17 protein-coding genes are annotated in these 17,456 nt (G+C 65.1%); 8 read left to right on the top strand and 9 right to left on the bottom strand.

The genetic code is table 11. The annotated features are described in order from the left end of the window. Nucleotide 1 precedes the first annotated feature (1 nt). Nucleotides 2-1,546 (top strand): DHA2 family efflux MFS transporter permease subunit, encoded by a 1,545-nt coding sequence (locus tag HBF24_RS13540; protein ID WP_167173799.1) that lies wholly within the window; start codon nucleotides 2-4, stop codon nucleotides 1,544-1,546. A gap of 182 nt (nucleotides 1,547-1,728) precedes the next feature. Then, nucleotides 1,729-2,442, top strand: coding sequence for an arginyltransferase (locus HBF24_RS13535; RefSeq protein ID WP_167173797.1), 714 nt, complete (start codon nucleotides 1,729-1,731; stop codon nucleotides 2,440-2,442). A 193-nt stretch (nucleotides 2,443-2,635) separates the two neighbouring features. Here the strand turns inward: HBF24_RS13535 and HBF24_RS13530 are convergent, their stop codons facing one another. Then, nucleotides 2,636-4,252: an FMN-binding glutamate synthase family protein gene (locus HBF24_RS13530; protein WP_167173795.1), complete on the bottom strand. Its 1,617-nt coding sequence runs from the start codon at nucleotides 4,250-4,252 to the stop codon at nucleotides 2,636-2,638. 37 nt (nucleotides 4,253-4,289) lie between these two features. Beyond that, nucleotides 4,290-5,471 (bottom strand): formate-dependent phosphoribosylglycinamide formyltransferase, encoded by a 1,182-nt coding sequence (purT, locus tag HBF24_RS13525; protein WP_167173793.1) that lies wholly within the window; start codon nucleotides 5,469-5,471, stop codon nucleotides 4,290-4,292. Between the two features lie 128 nt (nucleotides 5,472-5,599). On the opposite strand from purT, the gene HBF24_RS13520 reads away from it, so the two are divergent. The 4 genes from HBF24_RS13520 to HBF24_RS13505 all read left to right on the top strand — a co-directional run bounded on the left by HBF24_RS13520 (nucleotide 5,600) and on the right by HBF24_RS13505 (nucleotide 8,715). Further along, nucleotides 5,600-7,093, top strand: coding sequence for a transglutaminase-like domain-containing protein (locus HBF24_RS13520; RefSeq protein WP_167173791.1), 1,494 nt, complete (start codon nucleotides 5,600-5,602; stop codon nucleotides 7,091-7,093). A 63-nt stretch (nucleotides 7,094-7,156) separates the two neighbouring features. Continuing rightward, nucleotides 7,157-8,023 (top strand): SPFH domain-containing protein, encoded by an 867-nt coding sequence (locus tag HBF24_RS13515; protein ID WP_167173789.1) that lies wholly within the window; start codon nucleotides 7,157-7,159, stop codon nucleotides 8,021-8,023. Between the two features lie 83 nt (nucleotides 8,024-8,106). Next, entirely contained in the window at nucleotides 8,107-8,298 is a 192-nt protein-coding gene (locus tag HBF24_RS13510; RefSeq protein WP_167173787.1) for an Arc family DNA binding domain-containing protein, read from the top strand. Nucleotides 8,299-8,322: 24 nt separating this feature from the next. After that, nucleotides 8,323-8,715, top strand: coding sequence for a DUF3887 domain-containing protein (locus tag HBF24_RS13505; protein WP_167173786.1), 393 nt, complete (start codon nucleotides 8,323-8,325; stop codon nucleotides 8,713-8,715). Between the two features lie 16 nt (nucleotides 8,716-8,731). Here HBF24_RS13505 and HBF24_RS13500 read toward each other — a convergent pair whose 3' ends face one another. Beyond that, nucleotides 8,732-9,283 (bottom strand): hypothetical protein, encoded by a 552-nt coding sequence (locus HBF24_RS13500; protein ID WP_167173784.1) that lies wholly within the window; start codon nucleotides 9,281-9,283, stop codon nucleotides 8,732-8,734. A gap of 87 nt (nucleotides 9,284-9,370) precedes the next feature. Further along, entirely contained in the window at nucleotides 9,371-9,754 is a 384-nt protein-coding gene (locus HBF24_RS17370) for a DUF423 domain-containing protein (protein WP_343162768.1), read from the bottom strand. A gap of 51 nt (nucleotides 9,755-9,805) precedes the next feature. On the opposite strand from HBF24_RS17370, the gene HBF24_RS13490 reads away from it, so the two are divergent. Continuing rightward, nucleotides 9,806-10,444, top strand: a complete 639-nt coding sequence (locus tag HBF24_RS13490) for an SCO family protein (protein ID WP_167173780.1) — start codon at nucleotides 9,806-9,808, stop codon at nucleotides 10,442-10,444. Further along, a complete protein-coding gene (locus HBF24_RS13485) occupies nucleotides 10,441-10,902 on the top strand; it encodes a copper chaperone PCu(A)C (protein ID WP_167173778.1) in 462 nt (153 codons plus the stop codon). Before HBF24_RS13490 ends, HBF24_RS13485 begins: the two co-directional genes overlap by 4 nt. Nucleotides 10,903-10,940: 38 nt before the next feature. Here the strand turns inward: HBF24_RS13485 and HBF24_RS13480 are convergent, their stop codons facing one another. The 5 genes from HBF24_RS13480 to HBF24_RS13460 all read right to left on the bottom strand — a co-directional run bounded on the left by HBF24_RS13480 (nucleotide 10,941) and on the right by HBF24_RS13460 (nucleotide 17,316). Further along, the gene (locus tag HBF24_RS13480) at nucleotides 10,941-11,816 is read right to left on the bottom strand and encodes a cytochrome c oxidase assembly protein (RefSeq protein WP_167173776.1); all 876 of its coding nucleotides are present in this window, start codon (nucleotides 11,814-11,816) and stop codon (nucleotides 10,941-10,943) included. A 61-nt stretch (nucleotides 11,817-11,877) separates the two neighbouring features. After that, nucleotides 11,878-13,758: a Gldg family protein gene (locus HBF24_RS13475; RefSeq protein ID WP_167173774.1), complete on the bottom strand. Its 1,881-nt coding sequence runs from the start codon at nucleotides 13,756-13,758 to the stop codon at nucleotides 11,878-11,880. Beyond that, nucleotides 13,755-14,489: an ABC transporter permease subunit gene (locus tag HBF24_RS13470; RefSeq protein ID WP_167173772.1), complete on the bottom strand. Its 735-nt coding sequence runs from the start codon at nucleotides 14,487-14,489 to the stop codon at nucleotides 13,755-13,757. The genes HBF24_RS13475 and HBF24_RS13470 overlap by 4 nt, the downstream gene beginning before the upstream one ends. After that, nucleotides 14,486-15,412: an ABC transporter ATP-binding protein gene (locus HBF24_RS13465; RefSeq protein WP_167174159.1), complete on the bottom strand. Its 927-nt coding sequence runs from the start codon at nucleotides 15,410-15,412 to the stop codon at nucleotides 14,486-14,488. Before HBF24_RS13465 ends, HBF24_RS13470 begins: the two co-directional genes overlap by 4 nt. A 401-nt stretch (nucleotides 15,413-15,813) precedes the next feature. Further along, on the bottom strand, nucleotides 15,814-17,316 hold the full coding sequence (locus HBF24_RS13460) for a polyketide cyclase (protein WP_167173770.1): 1,503 nt from the start codon (nucleotides 17,314-17,316) through the stop codon (nucleotides 15,814-15,816). Nucleotides 17,317-17,456 lie beyond the last annotated feature (140 nt).

Here is a 17,456-nt window from a genome sequence, read left to right as displayed (position 1 = left end):
CATGTCGCTGTTCAACCAGGAGCTGAAGGGACAGCCCATCCGGGGCGTGGCGCTGGCGGTTCTTACTGCCGGCGTGGCGCTGGCCACCTTCATGGAGGTGCTGGACCTTTCCATCGTCAACGTGTCGGTGCGCACCATCGCCGGCAACCTGGGCGTGAGCTATTCGGAAGGCACCATGGCGATCAGTGCCTACGCCATGGCCAGCGCAGTGATGCAGCCGCTGACCGGGTGGATCTCCAAGCGCTTTGGTGAAGTGCACACGTTCTCGGTGTCCATTTCGCTGTTCGTGCTTTTTTCGCTGATGTGCGGGCTGTCGCGCAGCATGGACATGCTGATCGTGTTCCGCCTGTGTCAGGGCGCGGTGTCCGGCCCCATGGTGCCGCTTTCGCAGACGCTGCTGATGAACAGCTACCCGCCGCAAAAGCGCACCATCGCGCTGGCACTGTGGGCGATGACAGTGGTAGTAGCACCGGTGTTCGGACCCATCCTGGGTGGCTGGATCACCGACAACTACGAGTGGCCGTGGATCTTCTTTATCAATATCCCGGTGGGCCTGTTCGCTCTGGGCGTGACCCTGGCACTGCTGCGAAAGCGCGAGTCGCACACCAAGAAAATGCCGATCGACGCCATTGGCCTGGGGTTGCTGGCGGTGGGTGTGGGCTCGCTGCAGTTCATGCTCGACAACGGCAACGACAAGGACTGGTTCTCCTCGCCGATGATCACCACGCTGGCGATTGTCGCCACTGTCTGCATTACCTTCCTGGTCGCCTGGGAGCTGTTCCACAAACACCCGGTGGTGGAGCTCAAGCTGCTGGGCAAGCGCAACTTCCTGGTTGGTACCATTTGCCTGTCGCTGGGCATGTTCGCCTTCTTCGGCGGCACCGTGGTGCTGCCGACCTGGCTGCAGCAGACCATGGGTTACACTGCGACCTGGGCCGGCTTTGCCATTGCACCCATCGGCATCCTGGCCATTGTGATGTCGCCCATCATCGGCTCGGTGCAGGATCGCTTCGACCTGCGCATTCTCAACACCATCGGCTTTGCCATCTTCGCCATCGCCTCGTTCTGGATGGCTGGATCGGCCCTGAACATGACCTTTGCCGATGTGGCCGAGCCACGTCTGTTCATGGGCGCGGGCATCGCGCTGTTCTTCGTTCCGATCAACCAGATCATCCTGTCGGGCCTGCCTGATGATGAGATCGCCTCGGCATCCGGCCTGGCCAACTTCTTTCGCACGCTGGCAAGCTCGGTGGCCACCGCCGTCAGCACCACGCTGTTCGAGCATCGCACCACCTTTCACCATGCGGTGCTGGCCGAACACACCGAACCCTCGGCCCCGGCCACGCAGCGGTATCTGCAAACGCTGCACCAGATGGGCGCCGACGGCAAAACCGCCTACGCCGCCATGGAGCACCTGATTGACCAACAAGCGGCCACGCTGGCGCTGAACGACATCTTCTGGATGTACGGGGTGATCTTCATCCTGATCATGGTGGTGATTTGGTTCGCCAAGCCGCCCTTCGCCAGCGGCGGCATGATGCACTGAGGTGTGCGCTGCAGCGCACGCCTCAGTCATCGCAGAACGCACCGGCAAGCCGCTGGCTGCTTGTGATGAGGCGCCCGACTACGCCCCGTGCATACATTCAGCTGAACTGGCGGACAGATAGCAGCGAAGGTGTGACCGGCGCCGCGCTACCGATTGCCGCCCAAGGCTTCTAGAATGGAGCCATGCGTTCCGACCGCGTCCGCCTGTTTCAGACCCTGCCCCACTCGTGCGGCTATTACGCCGGTCGCACGGCGCAGAATCTGGTCATTGATCCGGCCGCGCCGAACCTGGACCGGCTGTATCCACAGGCGCTGGAGAGCGGCTTTCGACGCGCCGGCGGGCATCTTTACCACCCGCGCTGCGAAGGCTGTCGCGCCTGCGTGCCGTGCCGCATCCCCGTCGATCGGTTCACACCCAGCCGCAGCCAACGCCGCTGCCTGGCGCGCAACGAAGACCTGGCCGTGGTCGAGACCGCGCCCGGCTACAACGAGGAACGCTACGCGCTGTACACGCGCTACCTGCACTCGCGTCATCGCAACGGCGGCATGGACGATGCGGACCCTGAAGATTTCCAGCGCTTCCTGACCGCGCCGTGGAGCCCGACGGTATTCCTGGAAATTCGCCAGGGCCGCGAGCTGGTCGGCGTCGCCGTCACCGACGTCACCGAGCGCGGGCCCTCGGCCGTCTATACGTTCTTCGAGCCCGGCCTGGGCGCGCGCAGCCTGGGCACCTTCGCCATCCTCAAGCAACTGGAACTGGCCGCGCAGATGAAGTTGCCGCACGTGTATCTGGGCTTCTGGATCGAGTCGCACCCGAAGATGGACTACAAGCGCCGCTTTCACCCACTGGAAATTCTGGTCCGCGGTGGCTGGCGCGAACTGGCCCCGCCGCGCTGATACGTCATGCCGGCGAAAGCCGGGATCCAGCGCCTTTGACTTACCCGGCGACGTAGCAGCACATCGACAAGTCACTGCATGTCAGCTTGCGCTGGCATGACGGCGAGCGAGCGATGAGGCCGGCCGGCGGCAAATGGCGGCTCCCGGGGCGCTTGACCGGCATGCGGCGCCCACACCGACATGCGGCCGCTTGCTAGTCCACGTCCACCGGCGTGAAACTGCCTGCCTGCGCTGCCTTCCAGACGCCGGCATAGAACGCGCTGGGAGTGACGCCGTCGAGCAGCTCGCCCGGCTTCATCATGTAATGCAGCTGCGCGAACATGCGCACCTCGGTGTCGCTGACGCGGCGCACCAGATGCCGGGCTTCCAGCTGCTCGGGATGACGCAGGCCAGCGGCGGCCAATATCTCGGCCAGCTCGTGCAGTGTGTGGCGATGGAAGTTGTACACGCGCTGCGCCTTGTCCGGCACCACCAGCGCCCGCTGGCGCAGCGGGTCCTGCGTGGCTACACCGGTCGGACAGCGATTGGTATGGCAGCTTTGCGACTGAATGCAGCCCACGGCAAACATGAAGCCGCGCGCAGCGTTGGCCCAGTCCGCGCCCAGTGCCAGCACCGCAGCGATATCGAACGCGCTGATGATTTTGCCGCTGGCACCGATGCGGATTTTCTCGCGCAGGTTCAGCCCGACCAGCGTGTTGTGCACGAACAACAATCCCTCGCGCAGCGGCACGCCAATGTGATCGGAAAACTCCAAAGGCGCCGCGCCAGTACCGCCTTCCTTGCCATCGACCACGATGAAGTCCGGCGTGATGCCGGTCTCCAGCATGGCCTTGGCCATGGCCATGAATTCCCACGGCTGGCCGATGCACAGTTTGAAGCCGACCGGTTTGCCACCGGACAGCTCGCGCAGACGGGCGATGAACTGCATCATTTCGATCGGCGTCTCGAACGCCGAATGCGCCGCCGGCGACACGCAATCGCGGCCCATCGGGATGCCTCGCGTCGCCGAAATTTCCGCCGTCACCTTGCGCGCCGGCAGAATGCCGCCATGGCCCGGTTTGGCGCCCTGGCTGAGCTTGAGCTCGATCATCTTCACCTGAGGATCGCGCGCCTGTGCGGCGAAACGCTCGGCGTCGAAGCGGCCATCGTCGGTGCGACAGCCAAAGTATCCGCTGGCCACCTGCCAGACCAGATCGCCACCATGCTCGCGGTGATACGGGCTGATGCTGCCCTCACCGGTATCGTGCGCGAAGCCGCCCAGGCTGGCGCCCCGATTGAGCGCGCGGATGGCGTTGGCACTGAGCGCACCAAAGCTCATCGCCGAGATATTGAGCACCGAGGCGTCATAGGGCTGCGTGCAATCGGGGCCACCAATGCGCACGCGAAACGATTCCGGATCGACGCCACTGGCCGGACGCACCGAGTGGGCAATGAACTCGAAGCCGTTGCGATACACGTTCTGCGTGGTGCCGAAGGGTTTTTCCGAAGACACGTTCTTGGCACGCCGATACACCAGCGAGCGCTGTTCGCGCGAGAACGGCAGAGCCTCGTCATCGCCTTCCAGCAGGTACTGGCGAATCTCCGGGCGAATGGCCTCGAACAGATAACGCGCATGGCCCAGCACCGGGTAGTTGCGGCGCACGGCGTGCCGCGGCTGGGCCAGATCCCAAAGACCGATCAGGCTGAGCACGCCGGCGATCACCACCAGCACCCAGGCGTCGCTCCAATGTCCGATCAAGGCAATACCAAGCGCCGTGACGGCCAGACACAAAACAAAAAAGGCATAGCGGCTGAGCAGCGACAGCGACATCGGCAGATCCTGGGAAAGAAAGGTGAGCGGAGTTCGGTCAGAACGTGATGCGCAAATGCGATGCCGCGCGCACGGTCTTGTCCCGCGCCTGCTCGACACTGGCATCGCGCGCCAGCGTCACCGCCATGCGCCGACGCCCGGACACCGCCGGCTTGCCGAAAATACGAAGATCGGTGCCGGCTTCGGCCAGTGCCTCGGCCATGCCCGCATAGCGTGGCGCGCGGCCCTCGCCCTCCATCAGCACCGCGCAGGACGCGGCCGGGCCGTGCTGGACAATGGCCGGAATCGGCAAGCCGAGGATGGCGCGCACATGCAGCGCGAATTCGGACAGATCCTGCGAGATCAGCGTGACCAGGCCGGTGTCGTGCGGGCGCGGGCTCACCTCGGAGAAGATCACCGTGTCGCCCTTGACGAAGCACTCCACGCCGAACAGGCCATGACCGCCCAATGCCTGCGTGATGGCCTGGCCGATGCGTTGCGCCTCGGCCAGCGCCGCCTCGCTCATCGGCTGCGGCTGCCAGGATTCACGGTAGTCACCATCCTCCTGGCGATGCCCGATCGGTGCGCAGAAGGCGGTGCCATCGCGATGGCGCACCGTGAGCAAGGTAATTTCGTAATCGAAATCGACGAACCCTTCGACGATCACTCTGCCCTGCCCGGCGCGGCCACCGGACTGTGCATAATCCCAGGATGGCCCTACATCGTCAGCCGAGCGCACCACGCTCTGACCCTTGCCAGAGGAACTCATCACCGGCTTGACCACACACGGCAGCCCCAGCGCACCGATGGCCTGCTCGTATTGCTCGCGCGTATCGCAGAAGCGGTACGGTGAAGTCGGCAGACCCAGTTCCTCGGCCGCCAGGCGGCGGATACCTTCGCGGTCCATGGTCAAACGCGTGGCGCGGGCGGTGGGCACCACGGTGACGCCTTCGGCCTCCAGCTCCAGCAGTGTCGGTGTATGGATGGCCTCGATTTCGGGCACCACCAGATGCGGCTTTTCCTCTTCGATCACGCGGCGCAGCGCGGCGCCATCGAGCATGTCGATGACGTGGCTGCGATGGGCTACCTGCATGGCCGGCGCATGCGCGTAGCGGTCGACCGCAATCACTTCCACGGCCAGTCGTTGCAGCTCGATGGCCACTTCCTTGCCCAGCTCGCCCGAGCCCAGCAGCAGTACCCGAAAACCCGAATCGGTAAGCGGCGTGCCAAGGTGTGTCATGCGCATTTCACGTAAGAGGAACCGGCGTCCATTCTAGGCCAAGACCAGCCCATCCGCTGTGCGCTGCAGCTTGACCGGCCGTTTACCACAGCGTATGTCGGAAACGGACACAAGCCGTGGAGAGGCACATGCGTGGTTGCGTGGTGGTGCTGATGCTTGTCGTGCTGGGCGCGGTCGGGGTGGCTCACGCACAGGACACATGGATGAGTCTGACCCTGGACGGACGCAAGGTGGGCCATATGCACGTGCAGCGCCTGGTGCAAGGCCAGCACGTGGTCACCACCACCGACATGCTGTTCCGGCTCAATCGTACGCAACGCGAAGTACCCATCGCGCACCATCAACGCGCGGAAGAAACCCTCGACGGTCAGCCGCTGGCGTTTGAGGCCCGCACACGACTCTCGGCACAGGATGAAACAAGTTCCGGAAGGCGCACTGCCAATGGCAGTTTCCGGGTGCAGACCAGTGTGGGTGGCGAGCACAACCATTACTGGCTGATATGGCCGGAGGGCGCCCTGCTCAATGAGGGCCAGCGCCTGACGATGAAGCGCCATGGTATCGCTCCGGGCACGCACTACCGGATGCAGGTGTTCAACCCATCGACACGCCAGGCGACCTGGGCCGACATGCGCGTGATCGGTCCTGAAAGCGTGGTGTTGCCAACGGGGCCACGCCAGCTGGTGCACCTTTCCCAAACCGTTCATGGCGCCACCCACGATCAGGTCATGCAACTTTGGGTGAATCGGCAGTTCACCATTCTCAAGGCCAGCCTGCCGATGTTTGGCTTCACTCTGGAAATGCTGGCCTGTGACCAGGCCTGCGCCCTGTCCCCCGACCAGCCGATCGACCTGCTGGCGCACAGCATGGTTGATGCGCCAAGGCCCATGGTGGCCGCGATCCGCGCGCAACCGGTGCGCTATCTGTTGCGCATGACTGACACCGAGCAAATGCCGCTGATCCAGACCGACGAGCAGCAACTGACCCACCTGCGCGGCCACCTGTGGCAGATGGATGTCGGCATCGTTCGGCCAGGCGAAGTGGCTGCCCCCGACGTCCTCGACACCGCGCCCACACCTTGGCTGCAATCCAATGCGCCGGCGGTGCGCGCGCTGGCCCACGAAGCGGCAGGTCAAGCCATGGGTGATCGCCGCCGCATGATCAGGCTGAAGGAATTCGTGCATCACTACATCCGTCGCCGTGGACTGGACGTCGGTTATGCCTCGGCACTGGAAACGGTGCACAGCCGTCAGGGCGACTGCACCGAACACGCCGTGCTGCTGGCCGCGCTGGCGCGAGCGCTGGGTATTCCGGCGCGTATTGTCACCGGACTGGTGTACGTCGATCGCTATGCCGGACGTAGCCATGTCTTCGTACCCCATGCCTGGGTACTGGCCTGGATCGATGGGGCGTGGCGCAGTTACGACGCCATCCAGGGCCAATTCGACTCGACACACCTGGCCATGACCGTGGGCAACGGCGACCCCTGGCACTACTTCGCGGCCATGGATGTACTCGGCTCGTTGCGTATCGAACGAGCCACCCCCGCCTCGGAGCTGCTCGACACCGGACCACCTCCGGTAGCACCGCCCGCGCCAGCGGTATCGCCCGGAGGGCCTCCGTAACCGCTTGCCAATTGATATCAATTTGATATCTAATTCGTCCATCCAACGGGTGGGAGACTCGTCATGAACGAGCACAAGGGGTTTTCGGTGGCCGGCATGCCGGCCTTGCTGGTGTACCTGCTGGCGCTGGTGGCGATTGCGCTGGGCATTGTCGGCGCGCTGCGCCCGGAGCCGTCACCGGGCATGCTGATAGCGCTGGTGCCGGCATTCGTGCTGTGGCTTTTCTGCGGCAAGGGCTTTTTCCAGGTGCAGCCCAACCAGGGCCAGGTGATGCAGTTCTTCGGCCGCTACGCCGGCACGGTGCGTGACACCGGCCTGCGCTGGACCAATCCGTTCTACAGCCGACGGCCGGTGTCGCTGCGCGTGCGCAATTTCGAAAGCGGCAAGCTCAAGGTCAACGACAACGACGGCAACCCGATCGAGATTGCCGCCGTGGTGGTTTGGAAGGTGGTCGATACCGCCGAGGCGGTGTTCTGCGTCGATGACTACGAAAACTTCGTGCACATCCAGAGCGAGTCGGCACTGCGTCAGATGGCGCAAAGCTACGCCTACGACGGCGCCGAGGGCTCACCCTCGCTGCGCAGCCACGGCAACGCCATCAACGACCACCTGGCGCGCGAAATCCAGGAGCGCCTGGCCCAGGCCGGCGTGCAGGTGATCGAGGCGCGCATCAGCCACCTGGCCTACGCCCAGGAAATCGCCCAGGCCATGCTGCAGCGCCAGCAGGCCAGCGCCATCGTGGCCGCTCGCGAGCGCATCGTGCAGGGCGCCGTCGGCATGGTCGGCATGGCGCTTGCGCAGCTGCGTGCCGAAGGCGTGGTCGAGCTGGACGAAGAGCGCAAGGCGGCGATGGTATCCAACCTGCTGGTGGTGCTGTGCGGCGATCGCGCCACCCAGCCCATCGTCAATGCCGGCACCTTGTACAACTGAGGCCGGCGAACCTGTGAGCGCCTTTGCAGTCTCAACAACCATCGACCGGCGGCGCCGCGCATACGGCGCCGCCACGGAGTGACATGGCATCTTCGAAAAAAGCCTATCCGCTGCGTATCAGCGCCACCGTGCTGGAGGCCATGCAACGCTGGTCCGAAGACGAGTTGCGCAGCCTCAATGCGCAGATCGAATATGTGCTGCGCGACGCGCTGCGAGCCCAGGGCCGGCTGACCCCGACCCGGACCGATGCGCTGCCCGATGATCCTGTCGACTAAGCCTTTTGCCGGAGAACCCAACGCATGCTGCCCTCACTGATTGCCGCCCTTGCCCTGCAGGCCATGCCTGCCGCGCCGATGCCCGACCATGGCTCCGACGACCGCGCCGGACAGGCTTGCCTGGGCCGCTCGCAGGCACTGATCGAGCACATGGCGCACGGTCGTTTCGACCTGGCCCATCAGACCTTCAGCCCGAAACTGGCCAAGGCCGTCAGCGTGCAGAAGCTGACGCAGAACTGGCAGGGCGTGGAAAAAACCGCCGGCGGTTACCGTGACGTTGGCCAGGCCAAGCTCAGCACCGAACACCGCGAACCAATGGTCACCACCACCGTGGCCTTCGCCCGCGAGCCGATTGCCGTGAGTGTGGTCTGCAATGGCGCCGGCCAGGTCGAAGGCATCTACTTCCGGCCCGGCTGAGACACGGCGACGAAACTCAGCGCGCCGCCAGCGCCTGGCGCTGCCAATCCACATGCAGGCGGCGCGTGCCCGCTCCGTCCAGACGCTGCACCTGCACCTCCATGCGATAGCGCCCGGCCCCGGCCTGGCGCACACGAAGGTCGGTGGGCCAGGCCCGCGGCCCCAGATTCACCTTGGCTACCGGCTTGAGCGCCGGCCACGACAGCACCTGCACACGATGATTCTGGCGTTCGGCGACGAACACGAACGATCCGGCGCGGGCCAGCGCCGCGATCCCGGCAAAATGCAGCCGGCCTGCCGACCCCAGACGGCGCAGCGGCGCGCCGCTGGCGGCGTCGTAGACGGTCAGCGCATCACCGCCGGGCGCGGCCACCAGAAGACGCTCAGCACCCTGCGGCGCCCGCCAGTGCAGCACATCTCCCACATGCACGGTGGATGGCGGCGCCGGTTGGATCGGGCCCGGACCACGCGCAATCACCGCGATGACCAGCAGGGCGAGCACACTCAGCGCACCTGCCCACAGGCGCGGATGACCACGGTGAGCCAGGGCAGGGGAACGGGTTGACATCGCAAATGCACTCGAACGGTACATACGGCCATGCTGCGCCGAGCCGATGACAGCTGCGTGACGCGTGCCGGGCGGGGCTGAGCTGCCTTAGCGATCGCGCCGTGGCCACATCGCCACGCCGAACGCGATCCAGCCGACGATGAACGCGGTGCCGCCAAAAGGCGTGATGATGCCGACCCAACGCGGTGCGCCCAGCGCCAGCGCATACAGGCTGCCGCTGAAGGCCAGCACGCCGAAGGCAAAGGCCACCAGGCAGACGCTTCGCGCGCGCCCCACGGGCGCCGCCACCACAGCCAGAGCAAAGGCCAGCGCATGCCAGAAGTGGTAGTCGACGCTGGTGTGCCACACCTGCATTTGCCGCGCATCCAGACTGTGCGCCAGTGCATGCGCACCGAAGGCGCCACAGATCACCGCGCTGGCGCCCAATGCGGCGAGCCAGACGGCCTGCCAGGCCGGGACATGTTGTCGCACAATCACTCCTCGCGCATCGCATCGGGGGCAACTGGCGTATCCTGCCACCTGATGAATATCAAGCACAGCCCTCATCCCCTGCTCCGTCCTTTTCTCACCCTCGGCCCGTTGCTGCTGGTGCTGACGCTGCTGCTGGCGGCCTGCAGCCAGGCGCCCAAACCCAAGTGGCGTCTGACCGACATTCAGGGCCACATGCCGGACCTGAAGTTCCAGCTCACCAACGATGACGGCAAGGCCGTCACCGCGGCTGACTACAAGGGCAAGATCACCCTGCTGTACTTCGGCTACACGCATTGCCCGGACGTGTGCCCGCTGACCATGACGCGCATGCACGTGCTGATGCAGCGCCTGGGCAAGCTGGCCGATGACACGCAGTTTCTGTTTGTCAGCGTGGACCCGGCGCGCGATACCCCCAAGGTGCTGCACCAGTACGTCACCGCCTTCGACAAGCACGCGGTGGGCCTGACCGGCTCGCGCGATGCCATCCGCGCGCTGGCCAAGCGTTACCGAGCCGCCTTTGATCGCGGCAAGGAAAAGGATCACGGTGGCTACGACGTCAACCACAGCTCGGCCATCTATATCTTCGACGCCCAGGGCCACGCGCGTTTGCTGGCCACCCCCACCAGCAGCACCGGCGACATGGTCCACGACCTTCACCTGCTCATCCAGATGGAAAAGAACGGCTCATGAAAACGCTTCTTTCACTCGTCCTGGCAAGCACACTGGCCGTGACCGCGTCGGCCGTTGCCGCCGCGCCGCAGGCCCACTCGAACGTGAGCGTCAGCCACGCCTGGATTCGCGTGCTGCCCGGCGCCCTGCCCGGTGGCGGCTACGCGACCGTGCACAACCATGGTGAGCAGGCGGTGCAGCTGGTCGGCGCCGACAGCCCCGCCTATGGCCACATCATGCTGCACAAGAGCACCACCGAAGGCGGCGTCTCGCGGATGGCGGCCGTGAAGGCCATCACGGTGCCGGCCCATGGCCAGGTGGCCTTCGCCCCGGGCGGTTATCACCTGATGATGATGCAGGCCAAGACGCCGGTGAAACCCGGCCAGAGCGTGCCGGTCACACTGCACTTTGCCAGTGGCGCCACGCTCAAGGTGCCGTTCAAGGCCCGTCCGGCCAACGCCATCGACGACACGCACTAAGCGTTGCGGCCCGCTCTTCAGGGCAGGCACGCTCGTTTCTACGTGGCACTATCCGACGCGCGGTCCGCCTGACGGGCCGCGCGTTGTTGCGTGCGCTGGCGTGGCAGACGCTTGCGCGCCGACAGCGAGGTCCAGTTGCGCAAGGCAATCAGCGCCGCGATCACACTCATCATGGCGCTGGGAATCCACAGGATCAGCCCGCCGATGCGCTGCGACTCGGCGCTGCTGATGGACGGAAACGCACGTCCGCAAATGTCGTAGATCGGGTAGAGATCGTGCCGTGAGAACACGATGAACGCGCCCAGCAGGATCTGTGGCAGCGCCACCAGCAACGACACCATGATGCGCATGCCCGCGCCCAGACGCGCCGGCGGTTTGGGTCGGCGATCAAGCACCAGCCACCAGAACAGCAGGCCGTCGACGGTCACGCTCCAGTTCATCACCCGGTACAGGCGCCAGTCGAGCATGGCCACGAAGTGGATCGACGGCACCAGCCAGATGTAGATCACGCCGACGAACAGGAACGACGCCACCCATGGATTGAACAGCACGCGAAACAGCGCACGCAGCGGCCGCCAGGCCAGGCCTGGCTTCAGCCAACGGCAGCGCCAGGACAGCGGCAAACCTTCGCGCAGGGTCGGCCCGGGATAGGCCAGCGCAATCAGGAACGGCCCCAGGTGATGCAGCAGCAGGTGCTGCAGGCGATGGATGAAGAACTCGCGCTCGGCGTAGTAATCCATGCGCGTATGCAGGGCGATGTAGATCAGCACCATGCCGATCCAGAAGCTGATCTGGCGCCCCACCGGCGGCCGCCGACGCAGACTGCCGCGCAGATACAGCACCGCGCCCAGCGCCATCAGCACAATGACGGTGGGCGAAAATTCCCAGGGTTCGAGCAGATACAGAAAACTCATGGCGCGGGCATTAGACCAGACCGGCCGGCATCACGGCACCGGACGGTGAGTTTGTGTGCGCTTATGCCGCAGGCGGCCGGCGGCTGCGGCGCGCGCGGCGCCAGGCGAAAATCAGCCCGGCCAGCACCACCAGCGCCGGCACCAGCAGAATATTGATGGCCTTGATGCGCGCACCCAGTGCGTCGATCTCGGCATCGAGCTGATGCTGCACCTCGCGCAACTGCCGGCGAATCTCCAGCTTGCGTTTCAGGTACTGGTCGATCTGATGCTTGCGGTTGGGATCATCTGGCGCGTTGCTTGCCGAGTCCTTGGCCGGCTGCAACGCCGCCAGGCTGTGTTCGGTGGCCACCAGCTCCTTTTCCAGCTCGCGCTCCTTGACGCGGAATTTCTGGTCGGCCGCGCGCCGCAGTTGCTGCACCACGGTGAACGGCCGCTGCGAAATGGCGCGGCCACGCACCGACAGCAACGCCGAAGAGCCGCTCAGGTTGTCGATGATGTTGGCCACAAAATCGGCATTGTTGGCAAACGCACTCAACAGCTGCTCGCCCAGGAACGGCGTGGACTGCACCCAGAGCCGGTCCGACAGCAGGTCGGTATCGGCCACCAGTACCACCTGCTCGGGGCCCGGCGCCTTGGACAGATGATGCTTGCCGCCGTGATCGGGGAACGCACTGTTGAACGTGCCACGCAGGCGCGCGGCCAGCACGTAGTGCTCGCCGTTGGGCTGGTAGCCGGAGAACAGCGAGGTCGGGTCGCTGGTCAGGCGCACGCGCTCGGCCGGCACCACCATGGCATCGCCCGTGGTCTGGATCAGCGGCGTCAGCCGCGAGTTGCTGTTGGCGGCCAGTTCGAAATAGCCGGCCGAGGACACGTTGATGTTCTGCAGGCTGGCCGTGATCACGTCGTCGTGATTGAGCTCCTGGGAGGTCAGCCCCAGCATCGCCGGATGACGCAGCTGCTGCGAGTCCCCCGACAGCGAAATGGACAGCGCGCGCGAACGATCCAGCACCACGCGGTCCGGGTCGTAGGCCACACCCCAGGCCTTGAACAGACGCGGCAGGTCGGAAGAGGAGCCGGCTACGGTACCGGCGATCTGTCCCACCGGGCGGGCATCCATCTCGGCATCCGGATCGACGAACACCACCAGATGGCCGCCATGCAGCACGTACTGGTCGATGGCATAGGTGGCCTGGTCAGAAAGCTGCTTGGGGTGCACCAGCAGCAGCACCTGGATCTTGTCCGGATCGATGCGGTCGCCCACCTTGGACGGCGCGATCATCTTCACATCGAACAACTGATGCAGCTGGCGCATCAGCGCCCACGGCTTGGCGCCAGTCAACGGGTCGCCATCCATCGGCAGGCTGCTGATCACGCCCACCGTCGGCTTGCTGGGGGCGTTCAACTCGTAGATCAACTTGGCGATGTCGTATTCGAGAAATGCTTCCTTGCCCGGATCGAAGAACGGGATCGACAGCGTCTGCCCCGACGCGCTGCGCCCGGCCAGACCGAAGAACACGCGCTCGCCATTGCTGCCCCCGGGGACCGCAGTCAGGCCATCGCCGAAGGCGCGATCCTCGTCGTCCGAATACGGCACCGGATCGATCACCTTCAGGTGCAGCTTGCCGTGCGCACGCGCGGCCATCTCGCGCAGCATCTCGCGCACGCGCTGTTCGTAGCTGCGCAACTGCGGCAGGTCACGCGTGGCATGCTCGGAGAAAAACAGCGACAGCTGGATCGGCTTGTGCAGATGCCCGAGGATGTGCTCGGTACCTGGCGAAAGCGTGTACAGGTGGTCCTCGGTCAGGTCCACACGCTGGTCGCGCATCCAGTGGTGGCTGGCCAGCACCACGCCGACGTAGACCATGCCCAGCGCCACCAGGCCAAGCACGGTGAAAAATGAGCGGCGCAAGCGAAGGAACTGCCGCAGGCGGGGATGACTCATCGCGCCCTCCCCAGGTCCAACAGCCACACGCCGGCGGTCAGCCAGACCACGATCGAGATCAGGAAGTACACCACGTCACGCAGGTCCAGCACGCCGCGGGCGATGGCCTGAAAGTGCTGCAGGAAGCTCAGATCGGCCACCGCATTGACCAGCGACTGCGGCAGCACGCTGGAGGCGGCCTCCAGAATGATCGGCTGTCCGGCCAGCAGCAGCATGAAACACACCGCCGCGGTCAGGATGAAGGCCACCACCTGGCTGCGCGTCAGCGTCGACAGGCAGCAACCCACGGCGATGAAGGCACCGGCCATCAGCAAGCTGCCCAGATAGCCGGCCAGGATCACGCCGTTATCCGGATTGCCCAGGTAATTCACCGTCAGCCAGATGGGAAAAGTCAGCACCAACGCCAGCGCCACGAACAGCCAGGCGGCCAGAAACTTGCCCAGCATGGCCTGGGTCAGCGTCACCGGCAGCGTCAGCAGCAACTCCAGCGTGCCGGATTTGCGCTCCTCCGCCCACAGGCGCATGGACAGCGCCGGCACCAGAAACAGGTACAGCCAGGGGTGAAAGCGGAAAAATGGCTGCAGGTCGGCCAGACCGCGCTCGTAGAAATCCCCCACGTAGAAGGTCAACGCGGCGGCCAGCAACAGAAAGATGACGATGAACACGTACGCCAGCGGCGTGACGAAATAACTGCGAAGCTCACGACGCATGATGGCCAGCACCGCGTTCATAGACGCTCTCCGGTGGTGATGCGGCGAAACACTTCGTCCAGGCGCCCGCGCTCCAGTTGCAGCTCGTGCACGGCCAATCCCTGCTCACGCAGAATGTTCTGCACCGGGTCGAGAATGGCCTCGCCCGGGTGCGGAAACACCGTCATGCGGCCGCTGGTCGGATCCACCTCCACGTTGGACACCTGCGGCAGGTGCGCAATCATCGCCCGCGCCGCGCCCGCACCACTGGCACTGAAGGAGACCGCGCCGTGATAACGCGAACGCGCCTCCAGTTCGGCCGGCGTGGCATCAGCCAGCAGCTTGCCGCCAGCAATGATGACCACGCGGCTGCACAGCGCGCCGACTTCCTCCAGCAGGTGCGTGGAAATGATGATGGTGCGGTTGCGCGCCATGGCATCGATCAGGTCGCGCACCTCGTGCTTCTGGTTCGGGTCCAGGCCGTCGGTGGGCTCATCCAGAATCAGTACCGGTGGATCATGCAAAATCGCCTGGGCCAGGCCGACACGCCGGCGAAAGCCTTTGGACAACGTATCCAGATTCTGCTCCAGCACGGCCTCCAGCTGCAGACGCTCGACCACCTCGTCCAACCGGCGGAAGGCGGCCTCGCCCTTCAAGGCACGCGCGCGGGCAACGAAATCCAGCGATTCGCGCACCGTCAGCTCGCCGTAGCACGGCGCGCCCTCGGGCAGGTAGCCCAGTGAGCGCTTGGCCTTCAGCGGCTGGCGTTGCACATCGTAGCCGCACACACTCACGCGTCCCGACGTCGGCGCCAGAAAGCCGGCAATCATGCGCATGGCGGTGGTCTTGCCGGCGCCATTGGGCCCCAGCAGCCCCAGCACCTTGCCCGGCTCGGCGCGAAGGCTCAGCGCATCGACGGCCACCAGGCTGCCGTAACGGCGGGTCAGTTGCTCGGCTTCGATCATCGCGTACGGCTCGGCGGGAACAATGCCGCGTCCGGCCAGGGCCAGAACGCAGGCCCTCCAATGTACCGCATCGCGCCACCGCGATGACATGCCACGCGGCAAGATGCCGGCCAGGCTCAGCGCCTGACCGTTCTCGCCCGCCAGCAGACGCCGAGAATCCCCGGATCGTCCTTCGCGCGATGTGAACAGGCTTGCCTAGCCGCCGCTGGCCAGTCGCACGACCCACATCGTCGTCAGGCCGGAGCGCGTGGGAGTCTGCCGCCTCGGCACCCGTGGCAGATCCCATGCGACATCACGTATGCCCGGCCTGTCCGTCGACGTGTGCTCGGGCAAACATGCAAAGAAAAAGGCCCCTCATGCGAGGGGCCTTTCTGCTTTCAAGCCTTGGCGGCTGGCGCGATTTACTGCGCGGCGCTCTCGGCCGGCGTCGGCGCGCTGCCAGCGGCGCTGGGCGCGGTACCCGCCGGGGCCGGCACGCTGCCGGCACTGGCCGGGGCGCTGCTGCCTGCGGCAGCCGGGGCGTCCAGATCGTCGCCGTGCTTGCCGGCGGTGCCCGCCTGCTGCTCAGGCGTCTGATCCGGACCCCAGGTCAGCGGCAGGAACACCGCAAACTTCTGCTGGTCGTAGGCCACTTCCTTGCCGTCAGGACCCTTGCTGCCGTAGGCCACCAGCTGCTTGTCGTACAGGCGGTCCTGCACGTCGTCGAACTTGTAGCCGTGGGTCAGCGCGTAGGCTTCCAGCATCAGGCGGGTCGGCGGCACGCCGGCCGGCGAACCGGTCCAGGTACCCGTCAGCGCCTTGCCACCGAAGGCCAGCATCGCCTTGACGTTGTCGTTGACGATCAGGTGGTTGTACTTGTCGGTGCTGCCCGGCTTCGGACCGGTGTCCTGATCCTTCTTGGCCTTGTCGCCCGCCTTGCCGCTGTCGGCATCGGCCACGCTGTCGGCCGAAGCCGGTGCGCTGGCGGCGCTGGCGGTGGAGCCGGCACCGGCCACGCTGGAATCATCGGCCGGCTCGCCGGCCGGGTTCAGCTTCGGCACCACCGGCGACTGCAGGGTGTACTGCTGATCACCGATCTTCAGCGTGTCGCTGTCGATGGGCACGGCCACGTCGAAGCTGTACTTGTCGTTGCCGTAGTTGGTGGTGAAGGTGATGCGCGGACCGACCTGATGCACGCCCAGCTTCTTCATGGTCGCGTTCAGCTGATCCATGGCCTTGGACGTGGCCGCATCGACGTCATCCAGGGTGCGCTTGGCTTCGGTGGAGACAAACAGGACCGGGGTCTTGGTGGTCTGCACGATGGCCGGACGCAGATCGCTGTAGTCGATGTTCGGCACCGAGGCCAGCACGTTCTGCAGGTTGTCCAGGCTGTACTGGATCAGCTCGTCAGGCGCGCCGTGAATGTACAGGCTCGAATAACGGTTGATCAGGTTCCAGCCGTAGGTGACATCGTAGGACCAGGTCACCTTGACCAGCTTCTGGCCGCGACCGGTGCGCTCCATGTCGATGGTGAAGTGCTTGTCGGTGCCATGCCAGCCGTTGGTCAGGTTCCAAACGATCTCGCCATGGCCGTCGGTGCCGACATCCTCGTAACCGGGCTTGGCCGAGGCAATCTCCAGGCGACCCTGGCCGACCTTGCTGTTGTCGCCGCTCCAGGTAATGGCGGCGCCGGGGCCATAAGCCTTGCCCTCGAACGAATACTTCATGGTCGGATCCTCGGCACGCAGCGTGGCGTACTCGGGGAAACGATGGAAGTTGTTCATCAGGTCATAGACGTCGCGGATGTCCTTGCTTAGGACGACCGAGCGCTCGACATGACCCGAACTGGGCAGAAAAACGCCGACCACGATGCCGAGAATGGCAACCATGACCAGGGCGACAATGAACTCAAACAGACGCATCATTTCCAGAAGTCTCCGAACGTCTCTATCCGGCGCACCCCGGCATGGGCGCCGGAATACTCCCCAGGATTCAGGTCGCGACCGATCACGGCGCGACGCCGAAGAGACTGATGTTACTGGTTCGGAGGCCATGGGGCTAGGCC

Source organism: Oleiagrimonas sp. C23AA, assembly GCF_011759385.1.
Taxonomy (GTDB): Bacteria; Pseudomonadota; Gammaproteobacteria; order Xanthomonadales; family Rhodanobacteraceae; genus Oleiagrimonas.
This window is presented reverse-complemented; position numbering and strand designations above follow the sequence as displayed.